Below are 16,573 nucleotides of genomic sequence, written 5' to 3'. Positions count from 1 at the left end.
GACCCATCGTGCCCCTCGCCCCTCTGCGCCGCCCACGCCGCCTGCCCGCTACTTTGCTGGCCGCCTTCCTCGTTTCCCTGGCCGGCTGCGGCGGCGGTTCGGCCGATACCCAGGCAGGCGCCGGCTGCGCACTGCACAGCACGGCAGGCTGCGGCGGTAGCCCGCCGCCGGTCGTCAATCCGCCAGTCACCCCGCCCGTGATACCGCCCGTGATTCCTCCCGTCACGCCGCCTGAGCCAGCCAGCCTGGCCAGCGCCGTCAACCTGGTGTTTTCGAGCACGGAACTGGCTTCGGCGGGCCAGCCCGGCGGCGAAGTGGCCGTCACGGCCCTCGTCAAGGATGGCGCCAACCTGGCCTTACCCAATGCAAAGATTTCCTTCGCCGCCGATTCCGGCATCCTCGGCAGCGTCGACGCCGTGACGGACAAGAACGGCCAGGCGCGCGCCCTGCTGGGTACCGGAGGCGCCAACAGCAACCGCAGCATCACCGTGACGGCAAATGTGGGCACGCGCAGCGGCAAGGGCACGGTGGCCGTCACAGGCAGCAGCGTGGAATTGCTGGGGCCGGCCGCCTTGATGCTGGGCCAGGGCGCCGACCTCACCGTCACCGTGCGCGACTCGGCAAAGCGGCCCGTGGCCGGCGCCGCCATCGCCTACAGCACGGGCGCCGGCAATGGCGTGCGCGTCAAGGATGGCGGCGCAGCGCTCAGCAATGCACAAGGCCAGCTGGTGCTGCGCGTCACGGCAGGCAGCCTGGGCAAGGATGCCGTGTCCGTCAGCGCGCTGGGCGCCGCCGCCACGCAAGCGTATGCCGTGGCCGGCAGCGACCTGCGCCTGAGCCCAGCCGTAAGCCAGGACGCCAGCGGCGCGGACGTGCTGCCGGAAGTGGCCACCCTGGCGTGCCAGCCCATCGACACGCGCTACGACAAGGCGGGCGTGGCGCAAACGGGCAGCGCCAGCCTGTCGACCTCGCGCGGCAGCCTGTTTGCGGACAGCGATTGCAGCCAGGCCTTGCCCGCCAGCTTGATTTTCAGCAATGGCAACTTGCCGCGCAGCTATGTGCAATCGGCCAACGCGGGCGTGACCACCATCACGGCCGCCGTGGCGGGCGGTCCCACGGCGCAGACGCGGCTGGAATTCGTCGCGCCATTGAGCAGCGCCAGCAAGCTGGCCGTGCAAGCGGATCCTGCCGTGCTGCGCGCCAATACGGCCACTGCGGCCGACAACGCCAGCACCAGTATCAGCACACTCAGCGCCGTGGTGCGCGATGGCGCGGCCAACAACCTGGTCAAGAACTCGCCCGTGCTGTTCAGCATCTTGAGCGACCCCAGCGGCGGCTACCTGCGGCAGGCGGGCCGGGTGCTGACGGGCAGCGACGGCCTGGCGCGCGCCGTGTACGTGGCGGGGCCGGCCGACAGCGGCCGCGACGGCGTGCTGATCCAGGCCCGCATCGAGGGCGCGCCGCAAGCGGCGGCCACGGCCCTCGTGCGCCTGACGGTGGCGCGGCAAGCGCTGTCGATCAAGCTGGGCACGGGCAGCCTGCTGCGCGAGCATTCGGCCAGCGTGCTGCAGAAGGACTTTGCCGTGTTCGTCTCCGACAGCGCTGGCAATGCCGTGCCTGGCGTTGCCATCACGGCGGCAGCGTGGCCCAGCCACTACGCCAAGGGATCTTATGTGTGGCAGGCGGACAAGCCCGAGTTCCCCGACACAGGCGTCTGGCGCCTGGCCCTGCCCCGTTACAGCTGCGCCAATGAAGACGTCTTGCGTAACGGCATCTTTGACGCCGCCTACGACCGCAACGGCAATGGCGTGCTCGACCCGGGCATCCCCCTGACCGTCAGCGCCAGCGGCCTGAGCGACGCGCTGGGCATGGCCACCGTCACCGTCAGCTATCCGCGCAACTATGCTTCCTGGGTGGAAGTCACCCTGACGGTGCGGGGCACGGTCAGCGGCACGGAGGCGAGCGCGACGGCAGATTTCCCCTTACCCACCCTGGCCAGCGATTTCAGCGCGCGCCGCGTGGACCCGCCGGGACGCCTCAGCCCCTATGGCAGCGGCCCCTGTGACAGCCCCGATTAAGGGGGGCGCTCGACACTTGCCATTCAGTCATATTTTTTGCAACATAATCAAGAAGGCCGTCTTGCCATGCGGCAATCTTTTGCGCTATGCTCATTCTGCCCGCCCAGGCCGCCACAAGCGGCCGGGCCTGCAGGAATATTTTGAGACAGGTTGCTTGCCAGACCAATATGCGAAAAAAGAATACTGTAGCCCGGACACCCAGCACCACCAGCCGCGCCATACCCGGCGCGGGACGGCGCGTGACCTCGTATGACGTGGCCCTGCTGGCAGGCGTATCGCAATCGGCCGTGTCGCGCTGCTTCAAGCCGGGCGCCAGCATCTCACAAGCCACCCATGCCAAGGTCATGCAGGCGGCCATCAGCCTCGACTACATCCCCAACGCGGCCGCGCGCAGCCTGATCACGCGGCGCTCGAACCTGGTGGCCGTCATCATTTCCAACCTGGCCAATCTGTACTATCCGCAAGTGCTGTCCGACCTGAGCCAGCAAATCGCCCGCCAGGGCAAGCGCCTGTTACTGTTTACCCTCGAGCGCGAAGCCGATATCGGCAAGGTCTTGTGCGATGTGTGGCAATACCAGGTCGATGGCGCTGTCGTGGCCGCCTGCCTGTCGGACGAGCAGATGGCCGAATTCGGCCGGCGCGACGTGCCGCTGGTGCTGTTCAACCGCAGTCCGCGCGAGCACGCCGTGCACGCCGTGCTGTGCGACCAGGCCGAAGCGGCGCGCCTGCTCGTCTCGCGTCTGGCCGAAGCGGGCCACCGCCAGTTCGCCATCATCGACGGCCCCGGCGATTCGGCTGTCGCGCAGGAGCGCAAGGCCGGCATGCTGGACCGTTTGCTGAGCCTGGGCTTGCCCGCCCCCATCGTCGTCAGCGGCAACTACGATTACGCCAGCGGCGGACGGGGCTTGCGCAAGGTCATCGACCGCCTGGGCCGCGTGCCGGACGCCGTCATCTGCGGCAACGACATCATGGCCATCGGCTGCCTGGACACGGCGCGCCACCAGATGGGCATCCAGGTGCCGCTGCAAATGTCGGTGGCCGGTTTCGACGCGCTGGATGCGTCGGGCTGGCTCAGCTACGACATCACCACCCTGCGCCAGCCCGTGCAAAAGATGGCCACCGACGCCGTCGCCATGCTCGGCGAACTGATGGAGCGGCGCGGCGGCAGCGCCGAACGGCGCCGCTATTGCTCGTATCTGGTGGAAGGCAGTACGGCCAGGCTGACTGTCGAGCAGCCATATTTCGGCATGATGGCCGCCGCCTGAAAAACGCCCGTGGCGTTGTTGCCTGCCCCTCGCCGTACTATTCGTACTGTCTTCGGGGCCGCGCCTAGCCACAGGCGTTTTTCAGACGCTCGCACTTCTCTGCCAAAAACCTTGCACATAAAAAAACCTCGCATTGCTGCGAGGTTTTTCATTTCAAGGCCAGGGAATCAACCGAAGATCTTGCCCTTGAGCATATTCAAACCCTGGCTGACAAGGTCATTGCCTTCCGGTACCTGACCGTCGGGCGTCAGCTTGTCGATCAACTGGGGCAGCAAGGCTGCCAGGCCGCCCGAGGCGGCGTCCGGCGCGACGCCCGCTTTTTCAGCGATCTGGGTGATCGTGTCGCTACCGAGCGCATCCTTGATCTGGTCGCCGGACACGGGCGCGTTGGCGCCGGTGCCGATCCAGCTGGCCACCTGGTCGCCCAGGCCGCTTTCCTGGAATTTCTGCAGCAGACCGGGCAAGCCGCCATGCTGGTTGACCAGGTCCATGACGCTGGCCATCAATCCCGATGGGGCTTCCCCGTCAGCACTTTTATTACCCAAAGCGCTCATCGCTTGTCCTGCAAGTTGGTCTAGCAAACTCATCATATTCTCCTGAACGCTATCGATTCGTGCCGCGTGACTGCGGCGTCCGGCATGGCGCAGACCTTTCTCCGCCATGGAAATCATTATACTATGAATAATAAAATGCCATAATTACAATCTCGAAGCGAACGCACGGATGGCCTCGCTGCCGAGGCATCCACCTCCATCATATTTAGTTCGGCACAACTTGCAAGCGTAAATTGACACTTTACAAAAACGTGTAGAATTAATTTCCCCACTTACTGAGGAGTATCAACACATGAACATCAATAAAGCGGTAGACAAGGCTTACGAAAAAAAGACGTTCAAGGAAATCGCTGATGCCCCCGTCGATGCGCTGCAAGGCGTGAGCGAGAAGGATGCGGAGCTGCTCAAGCAGGCCTTCAATATCAAGACCGTGCGCGACCTGGCGAACCTGAAATACTCGAAGTGGGCGCGCGCCATCGTCACCCTGGCCGATACGGAAGAATAAACCGGGCCATGCCTTTGGCATTCCCGTCAGCACAGCCCGCCCGAGACGGCGGGCTTTTTCATGTCAGCCCACTATCGGCTCGCAAGCCGATAGCTGCGCGGAGGTCCCATTGCTCACGCCGCTGACCCTGCCCGGCATCTGCTGGCCCCTGCAAGCGAGCACGGGCGATCTTGCCGTCACCACGTCCCACATCACGGGCCACTTTCGCGCCGGTGCGGGGCTGGACGCCATCGTCCTGTGCGATCTGCTGCCTGCTGGAAAATTTCGCAACGGCGCGGCGCGCCACTGGTGCCGTACGCACCAGTGCTACTGGGGCACGCAAGCCGACCTGGCCGACCGGCAAACAACGCAGCCCATGCGTTGCCGCCAGCACGCCAGTCCCATGGGCTATGTGCTGTACCCGGAACTGTTCGACCCCATGCAATTTCACGCCACCACCTTGCGCCTGGGCCCGGATGGCGTGCTGCAACTGCGCGCCCGGGCCGATGACGGCGGCGCCCTGCTGGCGCGCGACACGGCCGCGCTGGCCATCGACTGCCGCGCCCTGCCCGGCCTGTTTCCTCCCGACATAGTGCAGCTGAACATCACGCCGCCCGCCGCGCAGGCGCTGGCCGCCGCGCTGCAGGCTGGCGCGCCGCTGGACTGCAGCGATTGCGCCCGCTGCGGCCACCCGCACCTGGACCTGGGCAGCTTCGCGCTGGCGCCGCACCGGCGCCACAGTTGCGGCCATTGCGGCCACGACGCCTCGCACAGCGCCACGGCCATCGTCTCGACGCCGCTGTGGCGCTTGCGCCAACGCTACACGCAATGGTTCTGAAGGTGCGCCCGCCCACAGTCAGGCAAGGCACTCCCGGGTAGACTAGTGCCATCACCACCACGAGGATAGCCCCATGCCGCAAGCGCGAGACCAGGATGACGATGACCAGCAAGGCGACGAAGGCGACTTGTCCGACCTGCTCAGCGAATTGCGCATCCTCTTGCCGGGCGCGCAGATGCTGACAGCCTTCCTCATCATCCTGCCCTTCAACGGCGGCTTCGCGAAGATCGTGCAGGCGGAAAAAGTCGTCTTCCTGCTGACGTTTTTCCTGTCCATGACCAGCCTGGTGCTGCTCAGCGCGCCAGCCATCCAGCACCGCGTGATGCGGCCCCTGCAAGACCGAGAACGTTTTAAAAGAGTGGCCGACCGCATCATGATGTGCGGCGCCTTTACCCTGGCGCTGGCGTTTATCCTGGGCACCAACCTGGTGATGTCGGAAGTGTTTGGCCACATCGCCGGCATCATCGCCGGCGTGCTGATGGGGTCGCTCATCATTTGCATGTGGTGGTGGCTGCCCCTGCATTTAAAGCGCAGCAAGAAAATGTGATCCGGCCGCTTACTTTTGCAGGATGGTGATCTTGCCATCGGCCTCCAGGAAAGCGCATTTCATGTCCTGCAAGGAACAATCCGCCTCGCGCAGCGCCTGCTCCACATCGCCGCCAGCCACCCTGCATTTCTTGACGACATCGTCAAAAATCTGGCCATCGCGGCCCAGCAGCACGGGCTTGCCATCGACCAGGTCGGCGAACTTGCGGCTGCGTGAACTCAGCCAGGCGATCAGCATGTTGAGACAGATCAAGGTCAAGGCCAGCACCAGGCCGCCGGGAATCGAATCGTCGCCGCCCGACAGCGAATTCGAGACGGCTTCGCTCAGCAGCATGACCACCAGCAAGTCGAACGGCGTGAATTGTCCCACCGTTCGCTTGCCCGTCATGCGCACCATCAGCAGCAAGGCAAGATAAATGATGACGGCGCGCGCCACCAATTCCCACACCGATACATCCATGGCAAACATGGCAATCCTCCTGACGAATGATTGCCTTATTTATACGTCTTTTTACGCCGCCATGGCCACACCGCTGGCCTGTTCCAGTAGTGTCTCGCGGAAAATCCCCACCAGCGGACGCAGGTTGACCTTGTGCCAGGCCAGCCACAAGGGCGTGCGATAGCTGAACCACGGCAGTTCCCTCACGACGACGCCGGCCGGCGCGTGCTGGCGCAGGCTGTGCTGGATCATGGCCATGCCCAGTCCGGCCGCCACCAGGCCCAGCGCCGTCAGCGGTTCCGTTGCTTCCAGCCGGATATCGGGCGTAAAACCGGCGCGCGCGCAGGCGGCGATGAAGTTATCGTGTTTCAGCACGCTTTCCTTGTGCAGCACGGCAATCCACTCCTCGCCTGCCAGATCCTCCGGGGTCAGCTCGGCCTTGACCGCCAGCGGGTGCGTCTCCGGCAAGGCCAGCAGCATGGGGTCGCTCAGCACTTGCGCGCAATCGAGGTCCGGATCGTTCGGCAGCGGCGGTTCGCACAGCAGTGCGATATCGAGGCTGCGCTGGCGCAAGCCTTCGATCTGCTCGGCCGAATGCAGGTTATACAGGGCGATGTGCACTTGCGGGCGCGTGGCGCGCAAGGCGCGCAAGCCATCGGGCAACACGCCCGCATGCATGGCGTTTTCGATATAGCCGATGCACAGGCCGCCTTCGTCGCCGCGCCCCAGGCGTTTCGCCAATGCTTCCAGGCGATTTCCGTGCGTGATAAAAGCGCGCGCTTCGGCCAGAAAAGTATGGCCGTCGCGCGTCAGGCGGATGCGCTGCGCGCTGCGCTCGAACAGGGTCAGGCCCAGCTTCTCTTCAAGCTGGGCGATTTGCCGGCTTAGCGGGGATTGTGAAATATGCAGGCGCTCGGCGGCGCGCCCCACGTGTTCTTCCTCGGCGACGGCGATGAAGTATTGCAATTGGCGGATGTCCAGCATATCAGACCTTTCAGGACTCAAGTTGCGCAAATTATGTCTCGGACAGGCTTAACTTGTCCAGCTATTCTGTCTTCACTGATCCACACATTGAAGGAAAACATCATGAGTATCAAACACTTACTGACAGGCAAACTGGGTTTCGGCACGGCGCCGCTGGGCAATATGTTCCGCAACATTCCCGAAGAGGAAGCAATGGCAACGGTAGACGCGGCCTGGGAATCGGGCATCCGCTACTTCGATACGGCTCCGTTCTACGGCGCCGGCCTGGCAGAGCTGCGCCTGGGCGCCGCCCTGAAGCAGCGCCGCCGCGACGATTACGTACTGAGCACCAAGGTCGGCCGCCTCATCCTCGATGAACTGGAAGACCCGGCCGCCCGCGAACTGGGCGAAAAAGGCGGCTTGTTCGAATTTGGCCGCAAGAACAAGATCGTCGATGACTATTCGGCCGACGCCACCCTGCGCTCGATCGAAGACAGTTTGAAACGCCTGGATACGGACCACCTCGACATCGTCTGGGTACACGACATCGCGCAAGACTTCCACGGCGACAACTGGCTGGCGCAGTTCGAGATTGCCCGCACTGGCGCCTTCCGCGTGTTGACCCGCTTGCGCGAAGAAGGCGTCATCAAGGCCTGGGGCGTGGGCGTGAACAAGGTGGAACCGCTGGAACTGACCCTGGACCTGACCGAAGCCCAGCCGGACGCCTTCCTGCTGGCCGGGCGCTACACCCTGCTCGACCATGAGCGTGCGCTGCAGCGATTGATGCCAGCCGCGGCAAAACAGAACGTCGACATCGTCGTCGGCGGCCCCTACAGCTCGGGCATCCTGGCCGGTGGCGCGCACTTTGAATATCAGAAGGCATCACCCGAAATCATTGCCAATGTGGAACGCATCAAGGCGATTGCCACGCGCCACGGCGTCAGCGTGAAGGCGGCCGCCCTGCAATTCTCGCTGGCCAATCCTGCCGTGGCTGCCGTGATCCCCGGCGCCAGCCGTCCGGAACGCCTGGCCGAAGACCAGCAGGCATTGAACAGCGTCATTTCCGCCGCCTTCTGGCAAGAGATGCGCGCCGAACAGCTGGTGTCGCCGTTCGCGCCGCTGCCAACTGGCAGCAACTAATATATAAAGGAATACCATCATGGCACATACCACGACTTTCATCGACGTCGCCGCCACGCCGGCGCAAGTGTGGCAACTGATCGGCGGCTTCAATTCGCTGCCCGACTGGCTGCCGTATATTCCCAGCAGCACGCTCAGCGACGGGGGCCGCATCCGCCACCTGGCCAACCCGGCCGGCGACGTCATCGTCGAGCAGCTGGAAGCGTATGACAATGCGGCGCGCAGCTACAGCTATTCCATCCTGCAGGCGCCGTTTCCTGCCAGCGACTACCTGTCGACCCTGCAAGTCGAGCCGCTGGCGGATAGCGCTGGCGCGCGGGTCACCTGGTCCGGCCGCTTTACGCCTGTCGGGGTCAGCGAACAGGACGTGACGGAGCTGTTCCACGGCATTTACGTAGCGGGACTGGAAGCGCTGCAGCAATCATTAGCGAAGTAAGGCGCTGCGAAGACCAATTCCGCCACAGCCAGCTTTTCTTCGTCTGCCCTGTGGCGGAATCGCGCAGATTCCGTGTTATCGTTAACAACAAGCGCAAGTGCGGTTGTGTGCAGTGCAGCAGATTTTAGCCATCGCCCAGCAGAGCTTGCTCGAATCTTTTACAATGTTGTCCTTGGGCAGTTCCTATCGCCCGAAAATACCGGCCAGCCGTCGACTCTGGTGGCGCATTGCCACTTCCGGCCGGGCCACAACGCACCACTCCACCCTGTCATTGCTTACCCAACCAACAAGAACATGCACGCCTCCGTAGATCCCCTGATTCCGCGCGTCACCGCGCCTTTTGGCGCTGGCTATGCCGACCTGGCCCTGGCCATCGGCGGCCTCGCCATCGGCACGGGCGAATTCGCCTCCATGAGCATCCTGCCCGTGGTGGCCAACGACCTGGGCACGACCTTGCCGCAGATGAGCCACATGATCAGCGCCTATGCGCTGGGCGTGGTCGTCGGCGCGCCCCTGATCACGATCTTCCTGGCGCGCATGCCGCGCCGGCTGATGCTGATCTGTCTGATGCTGATGTTCGCTGGCGGCAACTTGCTCAGCGCTATCGCCCCTAATTATGGCTTGCTGGTCGTGGCGCGTTTCGTGGCTGGCATCCCGCATGGCGCCTATTTCGGCGTGGCGGCGCTGGTGGCGGCCGCGCTGGCCGAACCGGACAAGCGGGGCCAGGCCGTGGCCAGGGTCCTGATGGGCTTGACCGTGGCCAATATCTTCGGCGTGCCGCTGGCCACGTATATCGGCCAGACCCTCGGCTGGCGCTCGGCCTTTTTGCTGGTCGCCGCGCTGGGCTTGCTGACCATGCTGATGGTGCGCATCTTCGTGCCGATGGTCGCTGCCGGCGATTCCAGCCCGCGCCGCGAACTGGGCGTGTTCCGCCGCCTGCAAGTGTGGCTGACCCTGCTGATGGTGGCGATCGGCTTCGGCGGCATGTTCGCCGTCTACACGTTCATCACGCCAACCTTGCTGGAAATCACGAAAGTGTCGCCCCTGGTCATTTCCATCTTGCTGGCCATCATCGGCGTCGGCATGACGGTGGGTAACCTGATCGGCGGCTGGCTGGCCGACCGCTCGCGCCTGTGGACCATCTTTGGCGTGCTGCTGTGGAACGTGGCCGCCCTGGCCGCGTTTACTTATACGAGCAGCAACGTCTGGTTGACGGCGATCAACCTGTTCGCCATCGGCGCCGGCATCGCCGTTGCTCCCGCCGTACAGACGCGCTTGATGGACGTGGCCGGCGACGCGCAAACCGTGGCCGCCGCCCTCAACCATTCCGCCTTCAACATCGCCAACGCGCTGGGCGCCTGGGCCGGCGGCATCGCCATCGCCATGGGCATGGGCTTGCGTTCGACGGGCTGGGTCGGCGCCATGCTGGCCTGCGGCGGCATCGTCGTGCTCGGCATTTCCGTGCTGGTGGAAAACCGCAGCCGCAATGTGGGCGGCGCGCAACCGGCCTGATGGAATAAGCAGGCGGCCGCTGGCGCGTCAGCGCCCGGCGGCCTTAAGCGTCCACCCACGCAAACAGCGCCTTGTCCGGCGTGGCGGACCGATGCCAGTTTGATTTCAATTCCATCAACAATCCGGCCAGATCGCATGGCTGGACATTCAGGTCCGCCCATGGCGCCGTCCTGGACCATGCCACGGCAAGCGCCAGCAAGTCGTCATCCGCCATCCGGCCTATCGCTTGCGCAATCGCATCATTGAATACGTGTATGTCGCGCCCCTCGATCCGCAGGGGCCGCAGCACCGGCTCTGCCGACTGGGTCAGCAATTGACCCAGCGATGCAAAATCGAGTTCCCCTGGCAAGGTGATGCCGGTGACGGGAAACGCATCGAAGGCATCTTCCCAGCTGGCACAGGCGCGCATCCCGGCGTCGGAACAGACAAAAATATCGATTTTCTTCATGTAATCAAGTCATGCATCAGGCATGTATCAGTACGGCTGAATATTGATGAGCTCAAGCTTCGTTCAGCAAGGCATGCCTTGCCGGTTCGACCTCTCGCGGTCATACCGCCGCTCAAAGCCGCCGACATCGTCCGCTTCTACCCACAAGCTTGCGATGTAGTCGAATTCCAGTTCAAACGGCTGCTGAAAATCGGGCACGTCGAGCGCGTATTCGCAATTGCGGCTCAGCATGACCAGCCAGTCGGGATAGCCCAGCGCCGGATACAGGCGCGTCAGCCTGGCGTCGAGCGACTGCACGCTTTCGCTGCCTGCCAGATAGGCGGCGCGCAGTTCGACGATGTATTTGCCAGCGAGGAATTGTTCCTCCAGGCGCGCGTCGCCGCGGTAGCGTCCGATGATGGCCTCGGTCAAGGGTAGCACCTCGTCAACGCCCCGGGCGCTGGCCAGCAGCACGATATTCAGGTCGTCGCCCTCCTGATCCAGGCGCAAGCGCTCCACGGCCCAGTCCACGCAGCGGTCCGCCCGGCCATCTCCATGGCGCAGCCGGAAGCATTCCAGCTCAAGTTCCGTCAATTGTTCCATTATTTATTCTTCGCAAGCGCGTCGTTACCATAAACGGTGTCCGGCACCAAGAAGGATGGTTGCCGCGGCCACATTATACGACGGGTAGAAAAAAACACGCGAAGGGAATAACGATTGAAAAGACCGGGGACTCGTTTCGATAAGCGAGAGAGGAAACAATTAATTATACTGCCGCGCAGCGGAGCATTTAATCAGAGCAAGGAAACCAATGAATCAATTAGCAATCCAGGGTATCAGGAAAATATTCTTTTAAAGAAACATCAAAACAAAAAGGCCATGCGCGCAAGGTGCCGGACATGGCCATCACCTCGCTTATTGCGGATTCGACGCCACGATGAACGGATCGAAGGTCAGCAGCGTATTACCCGCCAGCAACAAGGTCATCGTATATTGCACATTGCTGCCTTTGGCATTCACGCGGCCGCCCCATACGGTATTGCTGTATTGCGGGTAAGGCGCCGGATTGATCATGCCATTGCTGATGGCGGTGCCACCGAAGCTGTGAATGGAAACCTGCTCGGCCGGGTCCAGCGATTCGACGTTCCAGACGATGGTGTCGCCGTTCTGGCAGGTGGTCACCAGTTCATTGCCGCCTTCGTTGCCGTTGCCCGAGTAGCCCGTCGTGTCGACCATGAAGACATACTTGCTCAGATTTTTTTGCGCCACTGCCTGACCGACATTGACCGCCACCAGTACGTTAATTGTTGCCATGGATTTACCCCTATTTGGAATGGAATTAAACATTACAACTATCCTTTGTGCGATGAAATAACGAAGATCCAGTCAAATTACCGGCAGCGCTTCGCACGCAATCGGAATTCATCACTGGCGCATAAAAATACGCGAAATGTATCAATTAAAAATACACAGAATATATCAATAAATCACCAAATCTATCGATAATATCGTGCGCTTGATGATCAATAATATTTTTTGACCCGCATTATCGCAACCACGATGAGAGGATATTTTAATTATTTTTTCAAGTCAAATTATTTTTAATAATAATCAGAATCTATCCATTAATAACATTTAATTTTTAAATGAAATTTTTTATGAATTGAGTATTGGTATTCCGTGTTTGATTTACCGCAAACAAGTGAGGTATTCCAACGGAAATAGATGATGGGGAGGCGAACAGGCGCAGGCAATGGCTGCCGCATGCGGGCCGGACGGCCCTGCGGCAACTCAGCTCGTTTGCAGCATCTTTTGCAGCACTGCATCGAGCTCGTAAAAATCCACGGGCTTGGTCAGGTGCAAATCGAAGCCCGCATCGGATGCCATCTGGCGATCCTTGTCCTGGCCCCAGCCCGTGACGGCCACGAGGATGGCGTCCTTGCCGCAGGGTTCACTACGCAACAGCCGCGCCACGTCGTAGCCATTCATGTGCGGCAAGCCGATATCGAGCAGGATCACTTGCGGCATGAAAACTTGCGCCGCCGCCATGCCGGCCGGGCCATCGTAGGCAGTGCGCACGTCATAGCCGAGGATGTCGAGCGCCAGCGCCAGGCTTTCGGCCGCGTCGGCGCTGTCGTCGATGACCAGCACCTTGCCCTCGCGCGTGCCGGCCAGCAAGCGGCGGTTGGATTCGGGCGGCGCCAGCAAAGGCACGGCCGGCAGCGGCAGACGCAATGTAAAGGTGCTGCCCTGCCCGACGCCGTCGCTGTGCGCGCTGATGCTGCCGCCATGCAATTCGGCCAGGCCGCGCACCAGCGACAGGCCGATGCCCAGCCCGCCCTGAGCCCGCGACAGGGCCGGCTCCAGCTGCGAAAACAGGTCAAATACCTTGTCCAGGTGCTCAGGCGCGATACCGATGCCCGAATCGCGCACGGTAATGTGTACGTCGTTTTCCGTGCATGCCACGTCCAGCCCGATGACGCCTTTGGCGGGCGTGTATTTGACGGCGTTGGTCAGCAGGTTGCCGATCATCTGCCCCAGGCGCGTGGCGTCGGCATCGAGCCAGATGGCTTGCGGCCATTGCTCCACGAGCACCTTGTGGCCCGATTGCGCCGCCAGCTCCGCCACGCTGTGCAGGGCGGCCTCCACCACGGGCGCCAGTTCCACGCTGGCGCGGCGCAGTTCCAGACGGCCCTGCGTGATGCGCGACACTTCCATCAAATCGTCGACCAGGTGCGTCATGTGGCCCACCTGCCGGCCCAGCACGTCGCGCGCCCAGCGCAGCTGCGGGTCATCCAGCTGCGCCAGGCGCAACACTTCCAGCACATTGCGCATGGGCGCCAGCGGATTGCGCAGCTCGTGCGCCAGGGTGGCCAGGAATTCGTCCTTGCGCCGGTCGGCGGCCGCCAGCTGCTCGTTGAGTTCGCCAGCCTCCTTGCGCGCCAGTTGCAGCTGCTGTTCGTACTTGCGCCGGTCGCTGGCGACAAAGGCGGCGATCTCGTCATAGCGAACGCCGTCATGCACGCGGCGCACGGCGTTGAACAGCATGGGGATGGATTGCCCTTGGCGCTGGCGCATGTCGAGCAATATTTCCGATACGCTGCCCTGCACCTGCATCAACGGTAGCCAGTGCGTCTGGTGAAACACGCGCCCGCCGATGGTCAGCAAGTCCTGCAACTTCTTTTTCCCGATCAATTCTTCGGCGCCATAGCCGAGCCAGCCGCAAAACGTGGCGTTCGCCTGCACGATGGTGCCGTCGGCCGTGCACAGCAACAAACCGCAGGCCGCGTGCTGGAACAAGGTAGTGGTATCAGGCAAGGAAGGCATCGTGTCGCGCATTACAGGTGCAGGCCGTCGAGAAAGTGGCGGACGGCGCGGTAGCTGGCATCGGGCGCGCTCATGTGCGGGCAATGGCCGACATTGTCGACCACGTGCAGGCTGCTGTGCGGCAGCATCTCGCGCAGGTAGTCGCCCACAAACGGCGGCGCGATGAAGTCGTCGCTGCATTGCACGATCAGGGCCGGTATGCTGTTGTGCGGCAAGACGGCGCGGTGGTCGGACAAGAACGTCGCTTGCGCGAAATGCCGGGCGATGGCGGGATCCGTGCGGCAAAAGCTGCTCACCAGGTCGCCTGCCAGCACCGGCTGGTCGGGCGCGCCCATGATGGCAGGCGCCATGCCGGCGGACCAGCCCAGGTAATTGCTGTCCATGGCATCGAGCAAGTCGTCGATATCGGCACGGCTGAAGCCGCCACGGTAGCCGGCCGCCGCATCGTCGACATAGCACGGTGACGGCGCCAGCATGACTTGCGCGGCGAACAGCTCCGGTTCGGCAATGGTCGCCAGCAAGGCACTCATGGCGCTGACGGAATGGCCGACGCAAATCACGGGGCCGCCGCCAACGGCATGGATGACCCGGCGCAAATCGGCGCCATGCGCGTCGAGCCGCGCGTAGCTTTCGAAATCATAGGCGTCCAGGTCGGAAGCGCCGCTGCCGACCAGGTCGAACAGCACGGTGCGGTAGTGGGGGCGAAACAGCGGTTCCAGGTAGCGCCACATGGTTTGATCGCAGCCAAAGCCATGCATGAACACCATGGTGGCTGCCGCGTGCCTTGGCGGCACGGCGCTGCATTCGCGAATGCGGACATTGTTCCGGTCTTCTATGCGCATGCCGCTTCAGCCTTGAATATTTCCATGTGGAATGTAAATTAACTTCTTGCTAGCATCTTAGCATGCGCTATTTAACCTTGGGCAACATCAGTGGCGCTGGACAAACGCCGCGTCACGGCGGATAATGAGAACGATTCCCATTATCAAAATGTCAGGCTCGTGCCTGGCCCTGTGCGCCCTGGTGGCGCCTGCTGGCGGTAACAAGCCGGTTTCATGTTGAAGGTTTGTACCGCATGCGCGCTTTCTGGACTGTCATACACCGCTGGGCCGGTCTCACCATCGCCCTCTTCCTCATCGTTGCGGGCCTCACGGGCGCCGTCACGTCGTGGGACCACGAACTGGACGAGTGGCTCAACGCGGACATCATGGACACACCGGGCCGCGGTCCCCTGCAGCAACCATTTGTGCTGGCGCAAAAAGTCGCCGCCGCCGATCCGCGCGTGGAAGTCAATTACATGACCCTGGGCCTGGAAGAAGGCCATGCGGGCGCCTTCATGGTGCGCCCCCTCACTGATCCGGCCACCAACAAGCCGTTCGTGCTCGACTACAACACCGTCTACATCGACCCCGTCACGGCGCAGATCACGGGCACGCGCGATTCGACGGCCATTTCCCTGTCGCGCCGCAGCCTGATGCCGTTCCTGCGCCATCTGCACTACAGCCTGCACGTGCCCGCCTTCTGGGGTACGGACCGCTGGGGTTACTGGCTGATGGGGACGGTTGCCCTGATCTGGCTGCTCGACAGCATGGTGGCGTTTTACCTGACCACGCCGCGCCGTTTGCGCCCGCGCGCGCAAGACGAAACGCCGCGCCACCGCGACGCCGCCAGCTGGTGGCAGCGCTGGAAACCGTCGTGGGTCGTGCGCTGGGCGGCCGGCGGCTACAAGCTCAATTTCGACCTGCACCGCGCGGGCGGCCTGTGGGTGTGGGCCGTCATTATTGTTGTCGCGTTTACCTCGTTCTCGCTGAACCTGTACCGCGAAGTATTTTATCCCGTCATGTCGCTCGTCTCCACCACCACGCCGGGACCGTACGAAACGCAGACGCCGGCACCGTACGGCACCTACATCACGCCCGTGATCGGTTTCGAGCAAGCCGTGGACATCGCCAAAAAGCAGGCCGTGCAGCGTGGCATCACGGCGCCCATCGGCGGCATTTATTATGGCGGCAATTACTCGTTCTACAACGTCTCCTTCTTCGACCCGGCCGACGAATTCGGCGCGGCCGGCATGGGCCTGTCGAACCTCTACGTCGACGGCATGGACGGCAGCATCATCGGCCAGCACAAGCCATGGGAAGGCACGGCGGCCGACGTCTTCGTGCAACTGCAATTCCCCCTGCACTCGGGCCGCATCCTCGGCTTGCCAGGCCGCATCATGATGTCCTTCATGGGCGTGATGGTGGCCATGCTGTCGGTGACGGGCATCGTCATCTGGGAACGCAAACGGCGCGCGCGCCGGCTGCAGGCGCGAAGCCATTGAAGCTTACCTGAAGCAGCACCCCCATCACGGCGCAGGCGGACGCATTCAGCCTGCGCCGCACACGCGCACCGCGTAACTCCACCCCACCTCCGCACTTTGCTACACGGTAGCCGGCACATGCCGGCTGTCCGCGCTGCGCTTTCCATGCGGCTAAATGCAGTTTACTTGCAATAGCGCTGAACGAAAGCTATTATTGCAACTCAATTGCATTTATGCCTTCGCGCTGCGCCTGCGTCCAGCG

17 protein-coding genes are annotated in these 16,573 nt (G+C 62.7%); 9 read left to right on the top strand and 8 right to left on the bottom strand.

All coding sequences use genetic code 11. The annotated features are described in order from the left end of the window. Nucleotides 1–8: 8 nt before the first annotated feature. Together P9875_RS14890 and P9875_RS14885 are read left to right on the top strand one after the other, a co-directional pair. Complete coding sequence (locus tag P9875_RS14890; RefSeq protein ID WP_278315746.1) at nucleotides 9–2,078, top strand: Ig-like domain-containing protein; 2,070 nt, start codon at nucleotides 9–11, stop codon at nucleotides 2,076–2,078. Between the two features lie 167 nt (nucleotides 2,079–2,245). Then, entirely contained in the window at nucleotides 2,246–3,343 is a 1,098-nt protein-coding gene (locus P9875_RS14885; protein WP_176390687.1) for a LacI family DNA-binding transcriptional regulator, read from the top strand. Nucleotides 3,344–3,510: 167 nt separating this feature from the next. Here the strand turns inward: P9875_RS14885 and P9875_RS14880 are convergent, their stop codons facing one another. Further along, nucleotides 3,511–3,930, bottom strand: a complete 420-nt coding sequence (locus tag P9875_RS14880; RefSeq protein WP_035818493.1) for a YidB family protein — start codon at nucleotides 3,928–3,930, stop codon at nucleotides 3,511–3,513. Between the two features lie 259 nt (nucleotides 3,931–4,189). Here P9875_RS14880 and P9875_RS14875 point away from each other — a divergent pair, with 259 nt between their 5' ends. The 3 genes from P9875_RS14875 to P9875_RS14865 all read left to right on the top strand — a co-directional run bounded on the left by P9875_RS14875 (nucleotide 4,190) and on the right by P9875_RS14865 (nucleotide 5,766). Further along, complete coding sequence (locus P9875_RS14875) at nucleotides 4,190–4,402, top strand: hypothetical protein (protein WP_034751103.1); 213 nt, start codon at nucleotides 4,190–4,192, stop codon at nucleotides 4,400–4,402. 109 nt (nucleotides 4,403–4,511) lie between these two features. Next, nucleotides 4,512–5,219, top strand: a complete 708-nt coding sequence (locus P9875_RS14870) for a hypothetical protein (protein WP_099403509.1) — start codon at nucleotides 4,512–4,514, stop codon at nucleotides 5,217–5,219. Between the two features lie 73 nt (nucleotides 5,220–5,292). Then, nucleotides 5,293–5,766 (top strand): DUF6328 family protein, encoded by a 474-nt coding sequence (locus tag P9875_RS14865; RefSeq protein WP_099403508.1) that lies wholly within the window; start codon nucleotides 5,293–5,295, stop codon nucleotides 5,764–5,766. A gap of 9 nt (nucleotides 5,767–5,775) precedes the next feature. Here the strand turns inward: P9875_RS14865 and P9875_RS14860 are convergent, their stop codons facing one another. Then, entirely contained in the window at nucleotides 5,776–6,234 is a 459-nt protein-coding gene (locus P9875_RS14860; RefSeq protein ID WP_099403507.1) for a DUF421 domain-containing protein, read from the bottom strand. A gap of 42 nt (nucleotides 6,235–6,276) precedes the next feature. Beyond that, nucleotides 6,277–7,188 carry a LysR family transcriptional regulator gene (locus P9875_RS14855; RefSeq protein ID WP_278315745.1) on the bottom strand — a complete coding sequence of 304 codons (912 nt, stop codon included), beginning with the start codon at nucleotides 7,186–7,188 and terminating at the stop codon, nucleotides 6,277–6,279. A gap of 102 nt (nucleotides 7,189–7,290) precedes the next feature. On the opposite strand from P9875_RS14855, the gene P9875_RS14850 reads away from it, so the two are divergent. The 3 genes from P9875_RS14850 to P9875_RS14840 all read left to right on the top strand — a co-directional run bounded on the left by P9875_RS14850 (nucleotide 7,291) and on the right by P9875_RS14840 (nucleotide 10,255). Next, nucleotides 7,291–8,307, top strand: coding sequence for an aldo/keto reductase (locus P9875_RS14850; RefSeq protein WP_278315744.1), 1,017 nt, complete (start codon nucleotides 7,291–7,293; stop codon nucleotides 8,305–8,307). 19 nt (nucleotides 8,308–8,326) lie between these two features. Beyond that, nucleotides 8,327–8,743 (top strand): SRPBCC family protein, encoded by a 417-nt coding sequence (locus P9875_RS14845; RefSeq protein WP_278315743.1) that lies wholly within the window; start codon nucleotides 8,327–8,329, stop codon nucleotides 8,741–8,743. Between the two features lie 294 nt (nucleotides 8,744–9,037). Further along, nucleotides 9,038–10,255 carry an MFS transporter gene (locus tag P9875_RS14840; protein ID WP_278315742.1) on the top strand — a complete coding sequence of 406 codons (1,218 nt, stop codon included), beginning with the start codon at nucleotides 9,038–9,040 and terminating at the stop codon, nucleotides 10,253–10,255. A gap of 43 nt (nucleotides 10,256–10,298) precedes the next feature. Here the strand turns inward: P9875_RS14840 and P9875_RS14835 are convergent, their stop codons facing one another. The 5 genes from P9875_RS14835 to P9875_RS14815 all read right to left on the bottom strand — a co-directional run bounded on the left by P9875_RS14835 (nucleotide 10,299) and on the right by P9875_RS14815 (nucleotide 14,851). Next, the gene (locus P9875_RS14835; protein WP_278315741.1) at nucleotides 10,299–10,703 is read right to left on the bottom strand and encodes a hypothetical protein; all 405 of its coding nucleotides are present in this window, start codon (nucleotides 10,701–10,703) and stop codon (nucleotides 10,299–10,301) included. Nucleotides 10,704–10,766: 63 nt separating this feature from the next. After that, nucleotides 10,767–11,285: a hypothetical protein gene (locus tag P9875_RS14830; RefSeq protein WP_278315740.1), complete on the bottom strand. Its 519-nt coding sequence runs from the start codon at nucleotides 11,283–11,285 to the stop codon at nucleotides 10,767–10,769. A gap of 312 nt (nucleotides 11,286–11,597) precedes the next feature. Next, nucleotides 11,598–11,996 carry a hypothetical protein gene (locus tag P9875_RS14825; RefSeq protein ID WP_099403501.1) on the bottom strand — a complete coding sequence of 133 codons (399 nt, stop codon included), beginning with the start codon at nucleotides 11,994–11,996 and terminating at the stop codon, nucleotides 11,598–11,600. Between the two features lie 477 nt (nucleotides 11,997–12,473). Beyond that, a complete protein-coding gene (locus tag P9875_RS14820) occupies nucleotides 12,474–14,009 on the bottom strand; it encodes a hybrid sensor histidine kinase/response regulator (protein ID WP_278315739.1) in 1,536 nt (511 codons plus the stop codon). Between the two features lie 11 nt (nucleotides 14,010–14,020). Continuing rightward, nucleotides 14,021–14,851 carry an alpha/beta fold hydrolase gene (locus P9875_RS14815; protein ID WP_278315738.1) on the bottom strand — a complete coding sequence of 277 codons (831 nt, stop codon included), beginning with the start codon at nucleotides 14,849–14,851 and terminating at the stop codon, nucleotides 14,021–14,023. Between the two features lie 233 nt (nucleotides 14,852–15,084). Between P9875_RS14815 and P9875_RS14810 the strand changes: the two genes are divergently transcribed. Next, the gene (locus tag P9875_RS14810; protein ID WP_278315737.1) at nucleotides 15,085–16,332 is read left to right on the top strand and encodes a PepSY-associated TM helix domain-containing protein; all 1,248 of its coding nucleotides are present in this window, start codon (nucleotides 15,085–15,087) and stop codon (nucleotides 16,330–16,332) included. The last annotated feature ends 241 nt before the right edge of the window (nucleotides 16,333–16,573 follow it).

The sequence above is a fragment of the Janthinobacterium rivuli genome, assembly GCF_029690045.1.
In the GTDB taxonomy this organism is placed as follows: domain Bacteria; phylum Pseudomonadota; class Gammaproteobacteria; order Burkholderiales; family Burkholderiaceae_D; genus Janthinobacterium; species Janthinobacterium rivuli.
This window is presented reverse-complemented; position numbering and strand designations above follow the sequence as displayed.

Coding starts and splice junctions, on each gene's coding strand:
- P9875_RS14865 (WP_099403508.1), top strand. CDS start 5,293: ATGCCGCAAGCGCGAGACCAGGATGACGATGACCAGCAAGGCGACGAA.
- P9875_RS14825 (WP_099403501.1), bottom strand. CDS start 11,996: ATGGCAACAATTAACGTACTGGTGGCGGTCAATGTCGGTCAGGCAGTG.
- P9875_RS14855 (WP_278315745.1), bottom strand. CDS start 7,188: ATGCTGGACATCCGCCAATTGCAATACTTCATCGCCGTCGCCGAGGAA.
- P9875_RS14880 (WP_035818493.1), bottom strand. CDS start 3,930: ATGAGTTTGCTAGACCAACTTGCAGGACAAGCGATGAGCGCTTTGGGT.
- P9875_RS14830 (WP_278315740.1), bottom strand. CDS start 11,285: ATGGAACAATTGACGGAACTTGAGCTGGAATGCTTCCGGCTGCGCCAT.
- P9875_RS14845 (WP_278315743.1), top strand. CDS start 8,327: ATGGCACATACCACGACTTTCATCGACGTCGCCGCCACGCCGGCGCAA.
- P9875_RS14810 (WP_278315737.1), top strand. CDS start 15,085: ATGCGCGCTTTCTGGACTGTCATACACCGCTGGGCCGGTCTCACCATC.
- P9875_RS14815 (WP_278315738.1), bottom strand. CDS start 14,851: ATGCGCATAGAAGACCGGAACAATGTCCGCATTCGCGAATGCAGCGCC.
- P9875_RS14835 (WP_278315741.1), bottom strand. CDS start 10,703: ATGAAGAAAATCGATATTTTTGTCTGTTCCGACGCCGGGATGCGCGCC.
- P9875_RS14840 (WP_278315742.1), top strand. CDS start 9,038: ATGCACGCCTCCGTAGATCCCCTGATTCCGCGCGTCACCGCGCCTTTT.
- P9875_RS14875 (WP_034751103.1), top strand. CDS start 4,190: ATGAACATCAATAAAGCGGTAGACAAGGCTTACGAAAAAAAGACGTTC.
- P9875_RS14885 (WP_176390687.1), top strand. CDS start 2,246: ATGCGAAAAAAGAATACTGTAGCCCGGACACCCAGCACCACCAGCCGC.
- P9875_RS14860 (WP_099403507.1), bottom strand. CDS start 6,234: ATGTTTGCCATGGATGTATCGGTGTGGGAATTGGTGGCGCGCGCCGTC.
- P9875_RS14820 (WP_278315739.1), bottom strand. CDS start 14,009: ATGCCTTCCTTGCCTGATACCACTACCTTGTTCCAGCACGCGGCCTGC.
- P9875_RS14850 (WP_278315744.1), top strand. CDS start 7,291: ATGAGTATCAAACACTTACTGACAGGCAAACTGGGTTTCGGCACGGCG.